Here is a 15,641-nt window from a genome sequence, read left to right on the forward strand (position 1 = left end):
GCGGGCGAGCGGCCCGCCCCCGACACGGCGCTCGTCAGGGCTTGTTGGCGAGGGCGCCGAGGTACTGGTTCACCTGCTCCAGGCGGGCGTCCATGCTGCCCGTCCGCTCGGACACCGCCCGCAGCTCCTCACAGACCGCCAGCAGCGCCAGCGCCACCGCCCGCGCCGATGGGTCGGACACCTCCTCCAGGGCCGAGCGGGCCGCGTCCGCCGCCGAAACGGGTCCGGATGCCTGTGCCATAGCTGCGCCTCCTGCCCGGCCGCCCATCGGCCGCTCCTTTACATCTGCCCGCATCACGCCGCCCGTACGGCGGTGAATCACCCTGGTGTTCCCGAACCGGCGGCCGACGGGTCCTGCCCGTGTCGACGCTTCCCCCGGCCCGGCGGTGCGACCTCAAGGGTCCCGTGGTGTCAGGAAGCCGGGGGCGAGGCGTCGGCGCAGGAGTTTCCTCGCGTAGAGCAGGTGGAGGATCGCCTCCGCGGTCAGCACCGCCACCGCGAGCCACGGCGCCAGGTGGTCGGCGAGGAGCACCACGAGGAGCGGGACGCCGATCCCGGGCGTCGCCCAGACCGCGACGCTGCGGACGGGCCGGCCGAAGCGCAGGGCGATCACGGCGTGCGCCGCGTGGTAGAGGGCCAGACCTCCGGCGAGGGCCCACACCGCGCCCGTGGACAGGTGGGCGTGGCCCGCCTCCTCGACCGCGGTGGCGAGGCCGGCCGCCAGGCAGAGGATCCCGGCGGTCACGAAGAAGTGGAGGAAGGCCGCCACATCGCGGATGAGGACGTACGCGCGCGCCTGGTCCGCCGAGCCGATCATCAGTTCCGCCGTGGCCGACCCGAAGTCGAAGTACGACCACCACAGGGCCGCCAGCAGGACGAAGCCGATGACGGCGACGATTCCGGCCGACGCGGTCCAGACGTGGTCGGTGGAGGAGACGAGACCCAGCACCGACTCCCCCAGCACGATGATGACGAACAGCCCGACCCGCTCGATGAGATGACCGGTGTGCAGCTGCCTCGGCATGACCCTGCCGCGCGCGGTCAGCAACAGCCCCAGCTCGCCGACGATCAGCACCGCCCACAGGACGTACCGCCACCCGCCGGGCACGGCCACCGAAGCGGCCCACAGCACACCGGAGACCAGGCAGTACGTCACCGGCCGCCAGCGCGGCAGGCGGTGGGGCGCCGGGTAGCGGGTCGCGGGCCACCAGAGGCCGAGCAGGACGAGCCGGGTTCCGGCGTAGCCGAGCGCGTACGCGGCGGCCCGCGATCCGTCGACGTCCGCCTTCGGTACGGCGGCGGCCATGACGGCCAGGCACAGCATCGCGAAGAGCATCAGCAACCGACGGCGTGCGCTGTCGGTCTCGAAGAGGTTGGCGGAGACGGTCAGGTTGATCCACATCCACCAGGGCGGGAAGTACAGCGCCAGGAAGATCCCGAAGTCCCGCCAGCCCGGGTCTCCGTGCAGGGTGTGCGACAGCTGGGCGGCGAACGCGACGAACACGAGGTCGAAGAACAGCTCGAGCCATGCGGCATGGCGGGCCCGTTGCTGAGGCGCGGGCGCGGGGGGCGCCGCGGCACTCATCGGGCCCTCCTGCATGGATCAGGGGCAAGAGCGGACATTTCGCCATCACATCACGGCATCCGTGACGGGGGGTCAGAGGCGTGCCGTCAGAGGCCCTGTCCGGTGCCAGTCTGTCCGGTGCCGGGCGGCTCTCGTCCGTGGGGCACCCGGGGGCGTCAGGCCGGCCCGGGGTCGTCCTCGGGGATGCGGAGCGCCAGGATCGCCACGTCGTCGTCGTTGTCGGCGGGTCTGACGCGGTCGAGGAGGGTGTCGCAGAAGGGGTCCAGCGGCTGGCCGGCCAGGGCCGCCGCCTCGCGGCGGAGACGGTCCAGGCCGTCGTCGAGGGTGTGACTGCGCGACTCGATCAGGCCGTCGGTGTACAGCAGCAGCGTCGAGCGGGGCGGCAGGACCTCCACATGGTCGGCGCGGGGAAGGCGGGTACGGGTGCCGAGCATGATGCCGCCGCCCGGGGTGAGGAAGCGCGCGCTCCCGTCCTGGGCCACCAGGAGCGGCGGGGGGTGGCCCGCGCTCGTCCACCGCAGCAGCCAGCCGCCCTCCTCGTCGCGCTCGACGCTGCCGAGGACGAGGGTGGCCGTGGAGGCCTCCGCGATGTGTTCGAGCGCCTCGTCGAGCCGCTGGACCGCGTGGCTCAGGGGGCCCGACTGGGACCAGGTGAACGCCCGCAGCATGTTCCGCAGTTGCGCCATGCCGGCGGCGGCGTCGAGGTCGTGTCCGCCGACGTCGCCGATCACCAGTGCCGTCGCGCCGTCGGTCAGGGAGAACGCGTCGTACCAGTCGCCGCCGACCTGGGAGGCGTGCGGCGCGGGCTGGTAACGGGCCGCCATCCGCAGGCCCGGCACGGCGGGCAGGTGCGGCAGCAGATGGCGCTGCATGGTCTCGGCCACCCGCCGCTGGCGCTGGTAGAGACGCGCGTTGTCCAGGGCGAGACCGGCCCGGCGGGTGATGTCCTCCAGGAGGGACAGGTCCGCGGGGGTGAACGGCTCCGTCCGCTCGGAGCGGCCGAGGGTCAGGGCCCCGAGGACCTCCCGCAGGGTGCGGACGGGCGCGATGGCCGCGGAGTGTATGCCGGTGGCCTTGAACAGGCGCTGCTGCTCGACGGCGATACCGGAGTCGGCCGCCACGTTGTACGTGTCCGGACCGGCCAGGGCCGAGGCGGCCCCGCGCAGAGCCCGGGAGAGCGGCATCGACGACTCCTGCGGCACCGGCGGGAGCGTGCCCTCCAGGTCCTCCCGGTGGACCAGGCCGCCGTCCTCGTAGTGGACCACGGCGGTGCGGCGTACGTCCCCGACCTCGGTCAGCAGGTCGATGACCACCCAGTCGGCCAGCCGGGGCACGAGCAGGGTGACGAGCCGCTTCAGGGCCTCGTCCGTGTCGAGCGTGGAGGTCAGACGGGTGGTCGTCTCGGCCAGCAGCGCGAGCCGGCCGAGTTCCGTCAGGGCCCCGGATGAGGAGGCGGCGGGAGAGGCGCCGGACGGCTCGGATGCGGCGCCGGAGGCGCCGGACGGGGAAGCGGATTCGGCCGCGGTGGAGGCGGATGAGTCGGCCGCGGCGGAGAGGTCGCCGGCCGTGGGAGCGGCGGCGGGCGCCCAGGGAGCGTCGACGGGCGCCGACTCGCCGAAGACGACCAGCGCGCCCCGCCCGCCCTCGGGGAGCGCGCACGGGACGACGAGCCACCAGAGGCGGAGCAGCTCGCCGTCCGACCGTTCGAACCAGCCCTGCTCCTCGTGTTCGACGACGCGCCCGAGGAACGCGCGCATCATCGGGCACTGCGCGCGGGGCATCGTGCGGCCGTCGTCGTTCCGGTGGAGCAGGGCGTGGGCGTCCTGGCCGACGAGGCCGGCCGCGGGCCGCCCGAAGAGGGCCTCCGCCCGGGCGGTCACCCTGACGATGACCCCCTGGTCGTCCACGAGGTAGGCGGCGGCCTCCAGACCGCCGAACACGTCGAAGACGCCGGCCGGGGCGGCCATCGCGTCCCCGCCGGCGTTCGCCTCAGCGTCCGCCGCCCGCACCACGCCCGCGCCTCCACCCACCCCGACCTCCGGCTGCACACGCCTACTGTCCCACGGCACCGCGTCGAAACCGCCGTACGCACCCGATCGTGGTGGCGACCGCGGTGCCGGGTGTCTCGCGGGCGTGCCCCGCCTCTCCCGCAGGAGCGACGCGGGGCCGCCCCCCGGGTCGTCGGAGCGCAAAGGCGCTGGTTAGAGTCGTGTGCGTTGCGCCGCCGCATCGGGCGAGGCGCGACGGTGGGCCCGCTGTCGATCACAGAGACCCGTACGACCTCGACGTCACCGCACGCGTCCCCGCCCGGCCGCCGGCCGCCTATCGGAAACACCGCACATGAGCATCGACGCCCTCTCGCGTCCCAACTCCGCCGAGTCCGACCTGCGCCCGTCCGCCGGTCCGTCCGCCGCCGCGCGGCCACGGCGGCCGAGACTGTCGGGGCGCGCCCCCGCCCGTCCCGCGCCGGCCGCCGCCTTCCACAGCGTCAGCGCCGCGACGGCAGTACTGCTGGGGCTCGTCGCGATCGGCGCGGCCCTCCACGAACCGGTGCTGATACCGCCCCTGGCCGCCAGCGCCGCCCTGGTGCACAGCGCGCCCGCCCTGCCCCTGGCGCAGCCGCGCAGCGTGGTGGTCGGCCACCTCTTCGGCGCCGTCGCCGGCTTCGCCGTCCTGGGGGTGGCCGGGAGCAGCCCCTGGGCCGCGGCGGTGGCGGCCGGTGTCACGCTGGCCCTCAACACGGTGGCCCGCACCCCGCACTCCCCCGCCTGCGCCTCCGCGGTCGTCATCGTGCTGCAGACGCCCGCGCCCGCCCGGTTCGTCCCCCTGCTGTTCGGCTCCACCGTCCTGCTCGTGCTGACCGGGTACGCCGCCTCCCGGATCCGGCGCGGGGCGCCGAGGTATCCCGCCTACTGGTGGTGATCCGGCCGAGGTCGTCTCCGGACCCGCCGGGAGGCGTCACGGCGGCCGGCGGGGGTACCCGACGGGCGACAGGGAGCGCGACGGGGCGGGAGAGGAGCACCAGTGATCACCGAACGGCAGCTCGCGGCCATGCCCGGATGCACGGTCGACGGCGACCAGGGGCAGCGCGTGGGCGAGGTGGACTACTTCCTGCTGGACGACACCACCGGCACGCCCGAGTGGGCGCGGATCATCGACCGGGGCGCGGGGCCGGGCGGGGTGTTCGTCCCGCTGCGCCACGCGGAGCTGAGGGACGGGCATCTCGTGGTGCCGTATCCCCTCGAACTGATCGAAGGGTCCCCGCGAGGGGAGGCGGCGCCGGGACAGGGCGCGGTCCTCTCGGTGGCCGAGGAGGAGCGTCTGACCACGCATTACGGCATCCCGGACGTGCGCGACGTGAGGCACGCCCAGCGCGGCGCGGGCTGGGCGGGGATGGACCGGTCACAGGCCGTCCGGGAGGGCACGGAGGGCCACGAGCGGAGCCGTTCCCGCCTGCGGATCCTGTCGGCGGGATCGGCGTAGGTGTGACGCCGGTCAGGTGAGAACCGGCCGTATGGCCGGGAGACGATAAGGCGGCCGGAAGGCCGCACGGTACGACCCGGGACCCGGTGCGGGCCCCGGGTCGCTGCCGTTCCGGGGTGGGTGGCCGTGTCCGGGTCGCTCGTCGCGGCCCGTCAGCCGCCCGTCAGCCAGGTACGGACGCCGGCCAGCAAGGTGGGGCCGTAGTCCTCGTCGACGCTCTTCGCGAGGTCGGCGATGGATATCTCCGTCAGGGCCGCCCGCCAGGCGGCCTCCGCGGTGGCCATGGCGCGGGCGATCCCGCAGGGCCGCGCGCAGTCCTCTTCCGACGCGGCGAGCGGGCCGCGCCGCCGGATCTCGGTGCAGACGAAGGCCGGCTGGGCGCCGTCCACGGCGAGGACGACGTCGAGGAGGGTGATCAGCTCGGGGGCCCGGGTGAGGACGTATCCGCCGGCCTTGCCCTGGACGGAGCCGACCAGGCCGGCCCGGGAGAGGGCCTGCAGCTGCTTGGCCAGATAGCTGCCCGACACGTCGTGGAGCTCGGCGAGCCGTACGGCGGGCACCGGCTCCGTCGCGGTGGTCAGCACGACACAGCAGTGCAGCGCCCACTCCACCCCGCCCGACAGTTTCATGCCGCACCCTCCCGCTCCACTTGACTCGGACAAAGGATATCCGACTATTATCTCGGATAACGATTATCCGAGTTAACGGGACGCGTCCCGGCGGGCCGGCTCTCGGGCCTGTCCGTCCCCGACGCCCTGCGAGAGGTGAGGACAATGAAGCTCACGGTCATCGGCGGTACCGGACTGATCGGCTCCCAGGTCGTCCGCCGGCTCACCGCGACGGGACACGAGGCCGTCGCGGCATCGCCGTCCACCGGCGTGGACCTGATCACCGGCGAGGGGCTCGCCGCGGCGCTGGAGGGTGCCGACACCGTGATCAACGTGGCCAACTCGCCGACCTTCGACGAGGCCTCCATGGACTTCTTCCGCACCTCCATGGACCACCTGCTCGCCGCCGGGGAGAAGGCCGGCGTGCGGCACCAGGTGGTGCTCTCGATCGTCGGCGTCGACCAGGTCCCGCAGCTCGACTACTACCGGGCCAAGACCCTCCAGGAGGAGCTGCTCCGCCAGGGCCCCACGCCGTACTCCGTCGTGCGGGCCACCCAGTTCTTCGAGTTCGTCGACGCCGTCCTGTCCTGGACCGCCGACGACAGCACCGTCCGCTTGCCGGCCACCCGTGTCCAGCCGATCGCCGCGGCGGACGTCGTCGACGCGGTCGTCGAGGTCGCCACCGGGAGCCCGCTCGACGGCATCCGCGACATCGCGGGGCCGGACGTCTTCCGCCTCGACGAGCTGGGCAAGCTCACCCTCGCGGCCCGGAACGACGCCCGTACGGTCGTCTCCGACGACACCGCCGGCATGTTCGCGGTCGTCCCCGAGGACGTGCTGATCGCCGGACCCGGGGCCCACCTGGCGGCGACCCGCTACGAAGACTGGATCCGGACCGCCCCCTGACGTGACGAAGGCTCCCCGCCGCCGGGGAGCCTTCCCGGTAGGGCCCTCTCAGACCTTGCGCGGGTGCGGCCGTCTCAGACCTTGCGCCACTTCGCCATGCCGAAGGAGAACACGCCGAACAGCGCCAGGCCCACCGCCACGGCGAGCAGCAGCCAGCGGCCGGCCGGGGTGTAGGCGAACGAACGGATCGCGTCGTCCACGCCCTTCGCCTGGTGCGGATCGAACTGGACGGCGGCCTTGAGCGCGAAGAAGCCGACCGCGGCGAAGACCAGGCCGCGCGAGACGCCGCCCGCGACGCCGGTGACGTTCATGAAGCGGCGCTGGTTCGTCGACAGCCCCGACCACCGCAGATGCTTGCGGTACTTGCGCAGGACGGCGCTTCCCGCGATGCACAGGCCCGCGACGAGGATGCCGGCCGCCACCGCGCCGACCCACCACTGACCGCCCGGCAGCCCAAGCACGCGGCCGGTGATGTCCTGGCTCTGCCGGTCGCTCGAACCCGCCCCGCTGCCCTTGGCGCCCGCGGCGAAGGAGAACACGAGGAAGGCCACCACGGCGTAGAAGACGAAGCGACATCCGGACATGGCGCGCTTGGTGGCTCGGTCCCCCTTCGGTCCCGCGGCCCCGAACACGGCTTCCGACAGGCGCCACAGCGCCATCCCGGCGAGCCCCACGCCCAGCGCCCAGAGCAGGACGGCGCCGAGGGGGGTGGCGGCGACCTGGGCCAGTGCTCCGCCCCGGTCGGCCTGTTCGCCCGTACCCGTCCAGCCGATGCGTACCGCCAGCACGCCTATCAGCAGATAGAGCACTCCGCGGGCCGCCAGGCCCGCCCGGGCGCCCGCGCGCACCGCGTCACCGCGGGCCGCTCTTCTCGCCACCGCCGCCGTCGACCCCACTCCGGTCATCTCTGATCCCCTCCCCTGGTTCCGGAGCATCCGAATGCCCCGCCCCGCCGGTCGCAACCCTCCGCCGGGCCGGCGCGAGCCCGGCCTGATCCAAACGAAAGGCCCTAGGTCAGAAGGCGTAGCGCACGCGCAGCCAGGGCGCGCGGGCTTCGATCAGCCGGCGCAGGGAGTCGACGGCGGACGCCTTGACGGCGTTGCGGTAGCGGACGTTCCAGCTGCCGTTCTCGGAGCGCTTGGGCTGCTGGAGGTCCTGGCGCCACAGGAGCTCCTCGGCCCGGGGGTGCCAGCCGAGGTTGACCTCGTGCAGGTCCTGGTTGTGGGTGAGCATGATGATCTCCGCCGCCGCCTGGTCCTTCACCCGGCGCGGAAGGATGTCGTCCATCGCGCGGAGCAGGTCCGCCCAGGCCTCTTCCCAGCCCGGCCGGATCACCACCGGCGAGAGGTTGAACTGCACCTCGTAGCCGGCGTCCAGGAAGTCGGCGGCCGCCGCGAGACGGTCCGGGACGGGGCTGGTCCGGATGTCGAGGAGCTTGGAGTCGTCCGGCGGCATCAGGGAGAACCGGATCCGGGTGCGGCCCTGGGGGTCGAGCCGGAGCAGGTCGGGGTTGACGAACTTGGTGGCGAAGGACGCCTTGGCGGTGGGCCACCGGCCGAAGGCGCGGATCAGGTCGGCGGTGTTGTCGCTGATGAGGTCGTCGACCGAGCAGTCGCCGTTCTCGCCGATGTCGTACACCCAGGCGTGCGGGTCGCACTGGTTCGGCTCGGGCTTGGGGCCGGTGGCGGCGATGTGGCGGCCCAGGGCGCCGATGACGCGGTCGACGTTGGTGAAGACGGTGATGGGGTTGGCGAAGCCCTTGCGGCGCGGAACGTAGCAGTACGCGCACGCCATCGCGCAGCCGTTGGAGAGGCCGGGGGCGATCCAGTCGGCGGACCGGCCGTTGGGGCGGACGCCGAAGGACTTGCGCTCGCCCAGGACCAGCGTCTCGCGCTTGACCCTCACCCACCGTTCCACGTTTCCCTCGTTGCCGTGGAGGTGCGGGATGCGCCAGTGGGAGTCGGTCTCCACGACTCGGGCGTCGGGGAAGCGGGCGATGATCTGGCGTCCGCGCCAGGAGTCGGCGGCGGCGGGCTCGGCGTGGATCTCCGCCACGCGCAGCAGCCGGCGCGCCTCGGGACCGTCGCGGAACGTGCGGCCGGCCGCCTCGCCGGCCGGTGCGGCGGCGGCCTCGGACGCGGCCATGAGGTCGCTCACGGTGAACAGGCCGTCGGCCTCGCCGGAGGGCCCGGTGCCGGGTTCGTCCACCGGCCGGTCCAGCCGCTGTCCGGAGCGATGTCGCATGGTGTCCCAGTGTACGGAGGGGGCGGCGGGTCCGGCGGGTCGCGGCTGTGCGGGACCCGTGCGTCAGGGACGGGCGGGCGGGGTCTCGTCCCGGTCGGACGGCGGCCAGACGTAGGGGAGGTCGTCGGGGACGCCGGGGAAGTGGGCGTGGTAGAGCTCGGGGGCCTTGCGGAGCAGCGCGGACTGGTGGCTGCGGTGGAAGGCGGGGTCTCCGAGCCAGGGCGGAAGCTCGCCGTCCGCCGCGAGGTCGCCCTGTTCGCGCACCACGGCCCTCGGCCGCCAGGCGAGGTAGTCGGCCATCATCGTGGCGGCGCAGGTGTCGGGGCGCTCCTCCGCGGTCCAGACGCCGCAGACGTCCAGTCCGTAGCGGACCAGGGCTTCCTCGTATCCGGCCCACATCCGCACCGCCGGATGCCGCCGCCACCCGTAGCCGGGCACGGTCAGGCCCCGGAAGACCTGGAGGGCCTCGACGCGCTGTTTGCCGAGGCGCCGGGGGTCGAGCACGGCGGCCGACTCGGTGAAACCCGGGTAGGGGAGGAAGGTCTGCATGGGGAGGGACTCTCCCTGAGGCCGAGGGTGGGGAGGGGGCTCGCGCCCCGTGGGCGGGCCGCGGAGCGCGCGGGCGGTCAGAGCGGGGCGCCGCCGAAGCCGATCTCGTTGCCGTCGGGGTCGTGGAACGTGACCTTGCGTACGCCGTTCGCGTAGGTCTCGCGCTCCGTCGGGGTCAGTCCCCGGCCGGCGATCGCGGCGACGCGGGCGTCGAGGTCGTCGACGAAGAGCGTGTGCAGGGCGTGGCCGGACCGGCCGGGGCGGTGCTCGATGTAGACGTACCGGTGCTCGTCCACCTTCCACACGGCTTCCACGTCGTTCGGGAGGAAGGCCGGTGGGGAGCCGAACAGCCGCTCGTACCAGGCCAGCGCCGTCGCGTAGTCCTCCACCGGGATGCCTGCGAAAAGGTCGACCGCCATGGCGCCATGCTAAGCCGGGCCCGGAGGGTCCCGCCTGGGAGACGCTCCGCTCCGGTCAGCGGCCTTCCTCCGGTTGGGCGGTGTGGTCGCGGTGGCCGTGGGTGCGTCGTTCCTCCTTCATCTCGGCTTCGAAGAGGTGGTCGCGGCCCTCGGCGAGGGCGGCGACGGCATCACGCTCGTACGCCTTGAACGGCTCGTAGTACGTCCGGTCGTACGACTCGACGAGCTGGTACGTCCAGTGCCCCGGGATGACGTTGCGGCCGAGGATCTCCCGGGCGACGAGGTCGGCCCACTCCGGGTGGCCCGCCCGCCTCAGCAGGTCGACGGCCCGGTCCAGCTCCAGGTCGGCGGTGCCGGTCAGCTGGTGGAAGGAGTAGAGATGGCCGCGGGCCCGTTCGATCGTCTCCAGGGCCTTGGAGAAGGAGCCGAGGGCTTCCACGGTCAGGTCGCTGACCCCTTCGGGGCGGACGGGGCGGACGGGGGCGGTCCGGTCGGGGTGGTGGTCGTCGGTGCGCATGCCGGACTGTGTCCCCTCGGCGGGGCGGCCGCACACCCGTCCGGCGCGGCAGTGCTCCGGCCGGGGTAACGGCCGGGTCCTGCGAGCGTCGGGGCCGGGCCGGCGGCGGGGACCGCTCCGGGTCAGCGGCTCCGGCCCTCTTCGTCGGCGAGGCCGCCGGCCCCGAGGAGGCCGGTCGCCGGAAGGGGTCCGCTCTCCGCGAGGCGGGGCAGGATCCGGGCGGAGGTCCGGGCGACGAGCAGGGGCAGGAGGGGGCGGACGGGCTGCGCGATGCGGAGCCAGGGGGGAGCGTAGACGGTCGCGGACCGGTGGAGGACCGCTCGGGCCAGCCAGGAGGCGACCTTCTCGACTGAGTACACCTTGCGGGCGGGGCGTGGCATGTGGGCCCGCAGTTCGCGGAGGACGTCGTGGGCCTCCACGTCCCGGACCATGTCGGTGTCCGTCCAGTGCAGGTAGGCGATGCCGACGCCGACGCCCTGGTAGGCGCATTCGGCGCGCAGGGACTGGGCGAAGGACTCGGCGCCCGCCTTGGACGCGCAGTAGGCGCTCATCATGGGGGCCGAGCCGAAGGCCGCGGTCGAGGCGATCTGGAGGAAGTAGCCCCGCGTGGTGAGCAGCCCGGGCAGGAACGACCGGGCGGTGACGGCGCTGCCGACCAGGTTGACCTCGATCACCCGTCGCCAGGTCCTCGGGTCGGAGGTCACGAACGGGCCTCCTTCGGCGACGCCCGCGTTGGCGATGACCACGGACGGCTCCCCCAGGTCGCACGTCACCCGGCGGGCCGTCCGCTCCATCAGGGCGTCGTCGGTCACGTCCACTTCGTAGCACCGGCTCTCGACGGGCAGCTCCCGCGCGACCCGCGCCAGCGTCTCCGCCTCCCGCCCGAGCAGCGCGATCCGCATCCCGCGCCCGGCCAACTCCCGCACCAGCCCGGCCCCCAGCCCCCGCGCGGCTCCGGTCACGACCGCCGTCCGCCCCGCGAGGGGGTTGCCGTGCGACATGCTTCTCCCAGGATCGCGCCGAGTGGCCCCGTGGCCCCACACCGCCCCGACCGGACGGCACATCCATGGCACCACCCCCGTCGCGGGCCCGCCGTCCCGGCTGCGCCGATTGCCGCATCGGGCGGCGGCGAGGGCGCCCCGGCGCTCGTGGGACGGGGGCGGCGGGCCGTGCGATCGTGTTCGGCGGTCAGCGGCAGACGGCGGTGGCGTCCGCGGTGCCCGGGAAGGCCGCGGCCTTGGTCTGGGCGAAGTTCGCCGCGAAGGCGTCGTGGACCGCCGGGGTGGTGATCCGGAGCATCGTCTCGTCGTTGTCGCGCAAGGCCGGACCGCTGTAGTTGTGGCTTCCGGTGAAGACGAGCTTCTCGCGCGCGCCCGCGTACACGCCGTCGATCAGCAGGTTCTTGGAGTGCACGATGCGGTTCGGGGTGCCCGGGTCCGTGTCGTGGTCGTGCTGGTAGCAGCGGGGGGTGAGGCGGGTCTGGCCGTGGAGGGCGTTCCAGGTGCCGGTGTCGGTCTCGCTGTAGACGACGTCGACCGTGCAGCCGGCCGCCGCGAGGGCGCGCAATTTGTCGGCGACCGCTTGGCGGGTGATCTTCAGCATGGCCACGCGGACCGCGGTGCGGTGGGTGCCGGCCGCGTCGGACCAGGTGCAGCCGACGTTCTCGAGGGTGTTGACGACGGTGTCGGTGTCGTCGGTGGTGCCGGCGCGGGGGAAGAAGTACACCTTGTGGTCGCCCGACCCGGCGGTGGTGTACGTCCAGGTGGAGCGGTTCTGCCGGGCCAGTTCGCCGAAGTAGGAGCTGTACGCCGCGTACAAGGTCGCATTGCCGGCGAAGGCGACCGCGCTGTTCCAGAAGCGGGAGTAGTTCGAGGTGGTGAGGTTGGAGCTCGTCTGCAGCACCACCTGCGTCGCCCCTCCCCCGCCGACGCTGCTGAACAGCAGGAACTTGTTGTGGTTGATTCCGCTCGCGGTCGCGCCGAGGCACGAGCGGCCCTTGGCGCACAGGGTGACGTACGAGTCCTGCGCGAGGTCCGTGCCGAGCGCCGCCTTGAGCGTGTCGTACGAGGTCCGGCTGCCCTCCGGGGCGCTGACCGTCGTCTCGTCCAGGACCACCTGGACGTCGACGTCGCGGGTGGTGTGGGCGGTCGAGAGGTCCTGGGCGATGGTGTTGTCCCACAGGTGGTACATCGCCATCCGGATCGTCGAGCCGGGGTCGGCGGCCGCGATGAGCTCGCGTATGCGGTTCTTGATGGCGTTCTGCGCGGCGGGGTCGCCGGAGGTGGGGTTGTTGAACAGCGGGCCGAGCGCGGGGACCGCGGCGGCCTCAACCGGCGCCGCCTCGCCTGCCGGCGCCGCCTTCCCGGTCCGCGTCGCCTCGCCCGCGGTGGCGCTCTGCGCGGAACCGAGGGCGCCGGCCGCCAGTACCAGTGCGATGCCGGTCGCCGCCAGGCGTCTGCGGAGGCTGGTCGTCATGAACTCTCCTTCTCCGGTCTCCCGTTGTTGTGATCATGACCCTAGCCTGACCGCCCGCGGACCCGGCCCGGGGTTCACCTCAAGTGCGGGGGGCCGCGCCGCGGACGCGGTGGGCGGTGTCGCGGAGCCAGTGGGCGCTGCGCTTGGGGATGCGGGCCTGGGTGGGGTAGTCGACGCGGACGAGACCGAAGCGCTGCGCGTAGCCGTACGACCATTCGAAGTTGTCCAGGAAGGACCAGGCGAGGTAGCCGCGGACGTCGGCTCCTCGGGTACGGGCCTCGGCGACGGCGGCCAGGTGGGCGGCGAGGTAGGCCGTGCGGGCGGTGTCGTCGACGAAGCCGTCGGGGCCGGGGCGGTCGTCGTAGGCGGCGCCGTTCTCGGTGATCACCATCGGGGTGCCGGGGTAGTCGCGAGAGACGCGGAGCAGCAGCTCGGTGAGGTCGTGCGGCATGACCTCCCAGCCGAGACCGGTGAGGGGGAGGCCGCCGTGCGGGAGGTTGCGGGTGATCGGGACGCCGTGCGCGTCGTGGCTCGCCCCGCCGCCGTCGACGCCTGAACTCCGCATCGAGCGGTAGTAGTTGACGCCCAGGGTGTCGATGGGCGCGGCGATGGTCGCCAGGTCGCCGTCCTGGACCGGGATCTCGATCCCGTGGACGACCAGGTCGTCGATCAGGTCCTGGGGGTAGCGGCCGCGCAGGATCGGGTCGAGGTAGAAGCGGAAGCCGAAGGCGTCGGCCCGGCGGGCGGCCTCGCGGTCGGCCGGGGAGCCGGTCGCGGGGCCGCTGGTGCCGAGGAGGTGGGTGACGGCCAGGTCGAGGGGGCGGCGCGCGGCCGAGCGCAGCCGCCGGACCGCGAGGCCGTGGCCCAGGTGCAGGTGGTGCACGGCGCGCACCCCGTCGGCGAGGGAGCGGCCGCCCGGCGCGTGGACGCCTTCGACATGGCCCAGGACGGCCGAGCAGAACGGCTCGTTGAGCGTCGTCCAGTGCTCGACGCGGTCGCCGAGGCGGTCGTGGACCAGCTCCGCGTAGTCGGCGAAGCGGTAGGCCGTGTCGCGGGCCGGCCAGCCGCCGGCGTCCTGGAGCTCCTGGGGCAGGTCCCAGTGGTAGAGGGTCGGCCAGGGGGTGATCCCGCGCGCCAGGAGTTCGTCGACCAGCCGGTCGTAGAAGCCGATGCCGGCCGGGTTGACGGGGCCGCGCCCGTGCGGCTGGACGCGGGACCAGGAGACGGAGAAGCGGTACGTGTCGAGGCCGAGGGCGGCGAGCAGGGCGACGTCCTCGGGCATGCGGTGGTAGTGGTCGCACGCGATGTCGCCGTCGTCGCCGTTGTCGACGGCTCCCGGGACGCGGCAGAAGGTGTCCCAGATGGAGGGGGTCCGGCCGTCCTCTGCGGTCGCCCCCTCGATCTGGAAGGCGGAGGTGGCGACGCCGAAGCGGAAGTCCGGTGGCAGCCGGTCGATCAGCGCGTCATGGGCGGCGGTGGCGGACGGCACGGTCGTGGTCATGCGGGGGCTCTCTCCTCGCTCGGGGGGAAGCGGAACGGCGCGGGGGGCGCGGCGCGCGGACGGCCCGGACGCCGTCGTGGACGTCCGGGCCGCACGGGTGGCGGGTCAGGGCAGACGGTGGTCGGCGTTCAGCACGGCACCGCGTTCGGGGCGGTAGAGGTCGAAGCCCCGGGTGTCGCACTGCAGGCCGCCGACGATGCAGTGGTCGACGAGGGCCTTGAGCGTGCGCTCCTCCCACGCGTTGAAGAAGTCGTAGTGGAAGGAGTAGCCCTTGCCGCTGGAGAGGCGGACCTGGGACATGTCGCCGTTGACCGGCCAGGCCATCTTGAACTCGATCATCGGCAAGGCGACCGGGTGGGAGGCCGGGCACATGTTGTCGTTGGTGCCCGGCTTGACGACCGTGTAGGACATGTGGCTCTTGTGGTCGGGAGTGTCGAGGTACTTCCCGTCCCAGCAACTGGGTGCCTGGAAGCGGAGGTTGAGCTGCACGTCGGGCCGGCTCGGGCAGCTCGCGGGGAAGTCGGTGTTGAAGAAGCTGTCACCGCATTCCCAGCCCTCGACGAAGCCCTTGTGGTTGCGGAACTCCTGGGCGCTCTGGGTCGGGCTGCCGACGATGAACCGCAGTCCCTTGGGGAAGGGCCGCACGCTGCGGTAGTCCGTGACACCGGCCTTGTAGTAGATGACCTGGGGGCCCACCGGGAGGATCTTGGTGTTCCCCTTGTACAGCGAGGGCATCCAGTACGCCGACGCGTCCGCGGGCGCGGTGCAGGCGGTGGGGCCCGGGGCCAGCGACGCGGTGGTGGAGTGGGCGTTGGTGGTGGTGTTGCCCATGAAGGTGTGGTCGTGGGAGGCGCCGGGCTGCCCCGGGTAGAGGATCGGGTCGTCCGCCGCGGTGTGGGTGACGGCGCAGCCGGCCTGGAACTCGTGGTGGTAGGCCGGCGGCGGGACCGCCGTCGACGGAGTGACGCCGGTGACCTGCGGGTTGGCGGGGATGTAGCCGTCGCCGTCGGGGTCGTCGCCCGAGGCGAGGGCGGACGCGCTGCTCACGTGTCCGGCGTGGGCGGAGACGGTGGGCGTGCTGTCGTGGGTGGAGGCGGAGGCGGCCGTGAACGCGTTCGCGGACAGCGCCGAGACACCCAGGGCGGTGGCGAGAAGGAGCGCGGACAGGGTCCTGCCACGGATTCTCATGAGATCTCCTCGGTCGGTGGTACGGGCGGCGGGGGGGGGGGGGGGGGGCCCCCCCCCCCCCCCCCGGGGGGGGGGGGGGGGGGGCCGCGGGGGCGGGGCCGCGGGTAAGCCCCCCACCGGGGGGGGCGAACCCCACCCCGGGCCCCCCCGCGGGGGTGGGGGGGAT

At 73.5% G+C, this 15,641-nt stretch carries 16 protein-coding genes; 3 read left to right on the forward strand and 13 right to left on the reverse strand.

All coding sequences use genetic code 11. From position 1 onward, the window contains the following. Positions 1–34: 34 nt before the first annotated feature. The 3 genes from ACFZBD_RS00570 to ACFZBD_RS00580 all read right to left on the reverse strand — a co-directional run bounded on the left by ACFZBD_RS00570 (position 35) and on the right by ACFZBD_RS00580 (position 3,552). Positions 35–241: a hypothetical protein gene (locus ACFZBD_RS00570; RefSeq protein WP_391132988.1), complete on the reverse strand. Its 207-nt coding sequence runs from the start codon at positions 239–241 to the stop codon at positions 35–37. A 153-nt stretch (positions 242–394) separates the two neighbouring features. Continuing rightward, positions 395–1,585: a low temperature requirement protein A gene (locus ACFZBD_RS00575; protein WP_391132991.1), complete on the reverse strand. Its 1,191-nt coding sequence runs from the start codon at positions 1,583–1,585 to the stop codon at positions 395–397. A 155-nt stretch (positions 1,586–1,740) separates the two neighbouring features. Beyond that, on the reverse strand, positions 1,741–3,552 hold the full coding sequence (locus ACFZBD_RS00580; RefSeq protein WP_391135825.1) for a SpoIIE family protein phosphatase: 1,812 nt from the start codon (positions 3,550–3,552) through the stop codon (positions 1,741–1,743). A gap of 373 nt (positions 3,553–3,925) precedes the next feature. Between ACFZBD_RS00580 and ACFZBD_RS00585 the strand changes: the two genes are divergently transcribed. Both ACFZBD_RS00585 and ACFZBD_RS00590 read left to right on the forward strand, forming a co-directional pair. Next, the gene (locus ACFZBD_RS00585; RefSeq protein ID WP_391132994.1) at positions 3,926–4,507 is read left to right on the forward strand and encodes an HPP family protein; all 582 of its coding nucleotides are present in this window, start codon (positions 3,926–3,928) and stop codon (positions 4,505–4,507) included. 102 nt (positions 4,508–4,609) lie between these two features. Beyond that, a complete protein-coding gene (locus ACFZBD_RS00590; protein WP_391132997.1) occupies positions 4,610–5,068 on the forward strand; it encodes a hypothetical protein in 459 nt (152 codons plus the stop codon). A 152-nt stretch (positions 5,069–5,220) separates the two neighbouring features. Here the strand turns inward: ACFZBD_RS00590 and ACFZBD_RS00595 are convergent, their stop codons facing one another. Further along, positions 5,221–5,697, reverse strand: a complete 477-nt coding sequence (locus ACFZBD_RS00595; RefSeq protein WP_391133000.1) for an Rrf2 family transcriptional regulator — start codon at positions 5,695–5,697, stop codon at positions 5,221–5,223. Between the two features lie 144 nt (positions 5,698–5,841). Here ACFZBD_RS00595 and ACFZBD_RS00600 point away from each other — a divergent pair, with 144 nt between their 5' ends. Beyond that, positions 5,842–6,582, forward strand: a complete 741-nt coding sequence (locus ACFZBD_RS00600) for an NAD(P)H-binding protein (protein ID WP_391133003.1) — start codon at positions 5,842–5,844, stop codon at positions 6,580–6,582. 74 nt (positions 6,583–6,656) lie between these two features. Here the strand turns inward: ACFZBD_RS00600 and ACFZBD_RS00605 are convergent, their stop codons facing one another. The 9 genes from ACFZBD_RS00605 to ACFZBD_RS00645 all read right to left on the reverse strand — a co-directional run bounded on the left by ACFZBD_RS00605 (position 6,657) and on the right by ACFZBD_RS00645 (position 15,475). Further along, positions 6,657–7,487 carry a DUF1206 domain-containing protein gene (locus ACFZBD_RS00605; RefSeq protein ID WP_391133006.1) on the reverse strand — a complete coding sequence of 277 codons (831 nt, stop codon included), beginning with the start codon at positions 7,485–7,487 and terminating at the stop codon, positions 6,657–6,659. Between the two features lie 109 nt (positions 7,488–7,596). Next, on the reverse strand, positions 7,597–8,727 hold the full coding sequence (locus ACFZBD_RS00610) for a spore photoproduct lyase family protein (RefSeq protein ID WP_391135828.1): 1,131 nt from the start codon (positions 8,725–8,727) through the stop codon (positions 7,597–7,599). Positions 8,728–8,889: 162 nt separating this feature from the next. Beyond that, positions 8,890–9,375 (reverse strand): MSMEG_6728 family protein, encoded by a 486-nt coding sequence (locus ACFZBD_RS00615; protein WP_391133009.1) that lies wholly within the window; start codon positions 9,373–9,375, stop codon positions 8,890–8,892. A gap of 77 nt (positions 9,376–9,452) precedes the next feature. Continuing rightward, entirely contained in the window at positions 9,453–9,794 is a 342-nt protein-coding gene (locus ACFZBD_RS00620; protein ID WP_391133012.1) for a VOC family protein, read from the reverse strand. A 55-nt stretch (positions 9,795–9,849) separates the two neighbouring features. Beyond that, positions 9,850–10,311 carry a hypothetical protein gene (locus ACFZBD_RS00625; protein WP_391133014.1) on the reverse strand — a complete coding sequence of 154 codons (462 nt, stop codon included), beginning with the start codon at positions 10,309–10,311 and terminating at the stop codon, positions 9,850–9,852. A gap of 122 nt (positions 10,312–10,433) precedes the next feature. After that, positions 10,434–11,312 (reverse strand): short-chain dehydrogenase/reductase, encoded by an 879-nt coding sequence (locus tag ACFZBD_RS00630; protein WP_391133017.1) that lies wholly within the window; start codon positions 11,310–11,312, stop codon positions 10,434–10,436. A gap of 187 nt (positions 11,313–11,499) precedes the next feature. Then, on the reverse strand, positions 11,500–12,786 hold the full coding sequence (locus ACFZBD_RS00635; protein ID WP_391133020.1) for a phospholipase D-like domain-containing protein: 1,287 nt from the start codon (positions 12,784–12,786) through the stop codon (positions 11,500–11,502). Between the two features lie 79 nt (positions 12,787–12,865). Next, positions 12,866–14,287 (reverse strand): GH1 family beta-glucosidase, encoded by a 1,422-nt coding sequence (locus ACFZBD_RS00640; protein ID WP_391133023.1) that lies wholly within the window; start codon positions 14,285–14,287, stop codon positions 12,866–12,868. A gap of 105 nt (positions 14,288–14,392) precedes the next feature. Then, positions 14,393–15,475 carry a DUF1996 domain-containing protein gene (locus ACFZBD_RS00645; protein ID WP_391133026.1) on the reverse strand — a complete coding sequence of 361 codons (1,083 nt, stop codon included), beginning with the start codon at positions 15,473–15,475 and terminating at the stop codon, positions 14,393–14,395. Positions 15,476–15,641 lie beyond the last annotated feature (166 nt).

The organism is Streptomyces sp. NPDC008121 (genome assembly GCF_042957155.1).
Classification (GTDB): domain Bacteria; phylum Actinomycetota; class Actinomycetes; order Streptomycetales; family Streptomycetaceae; genus Streptomyces.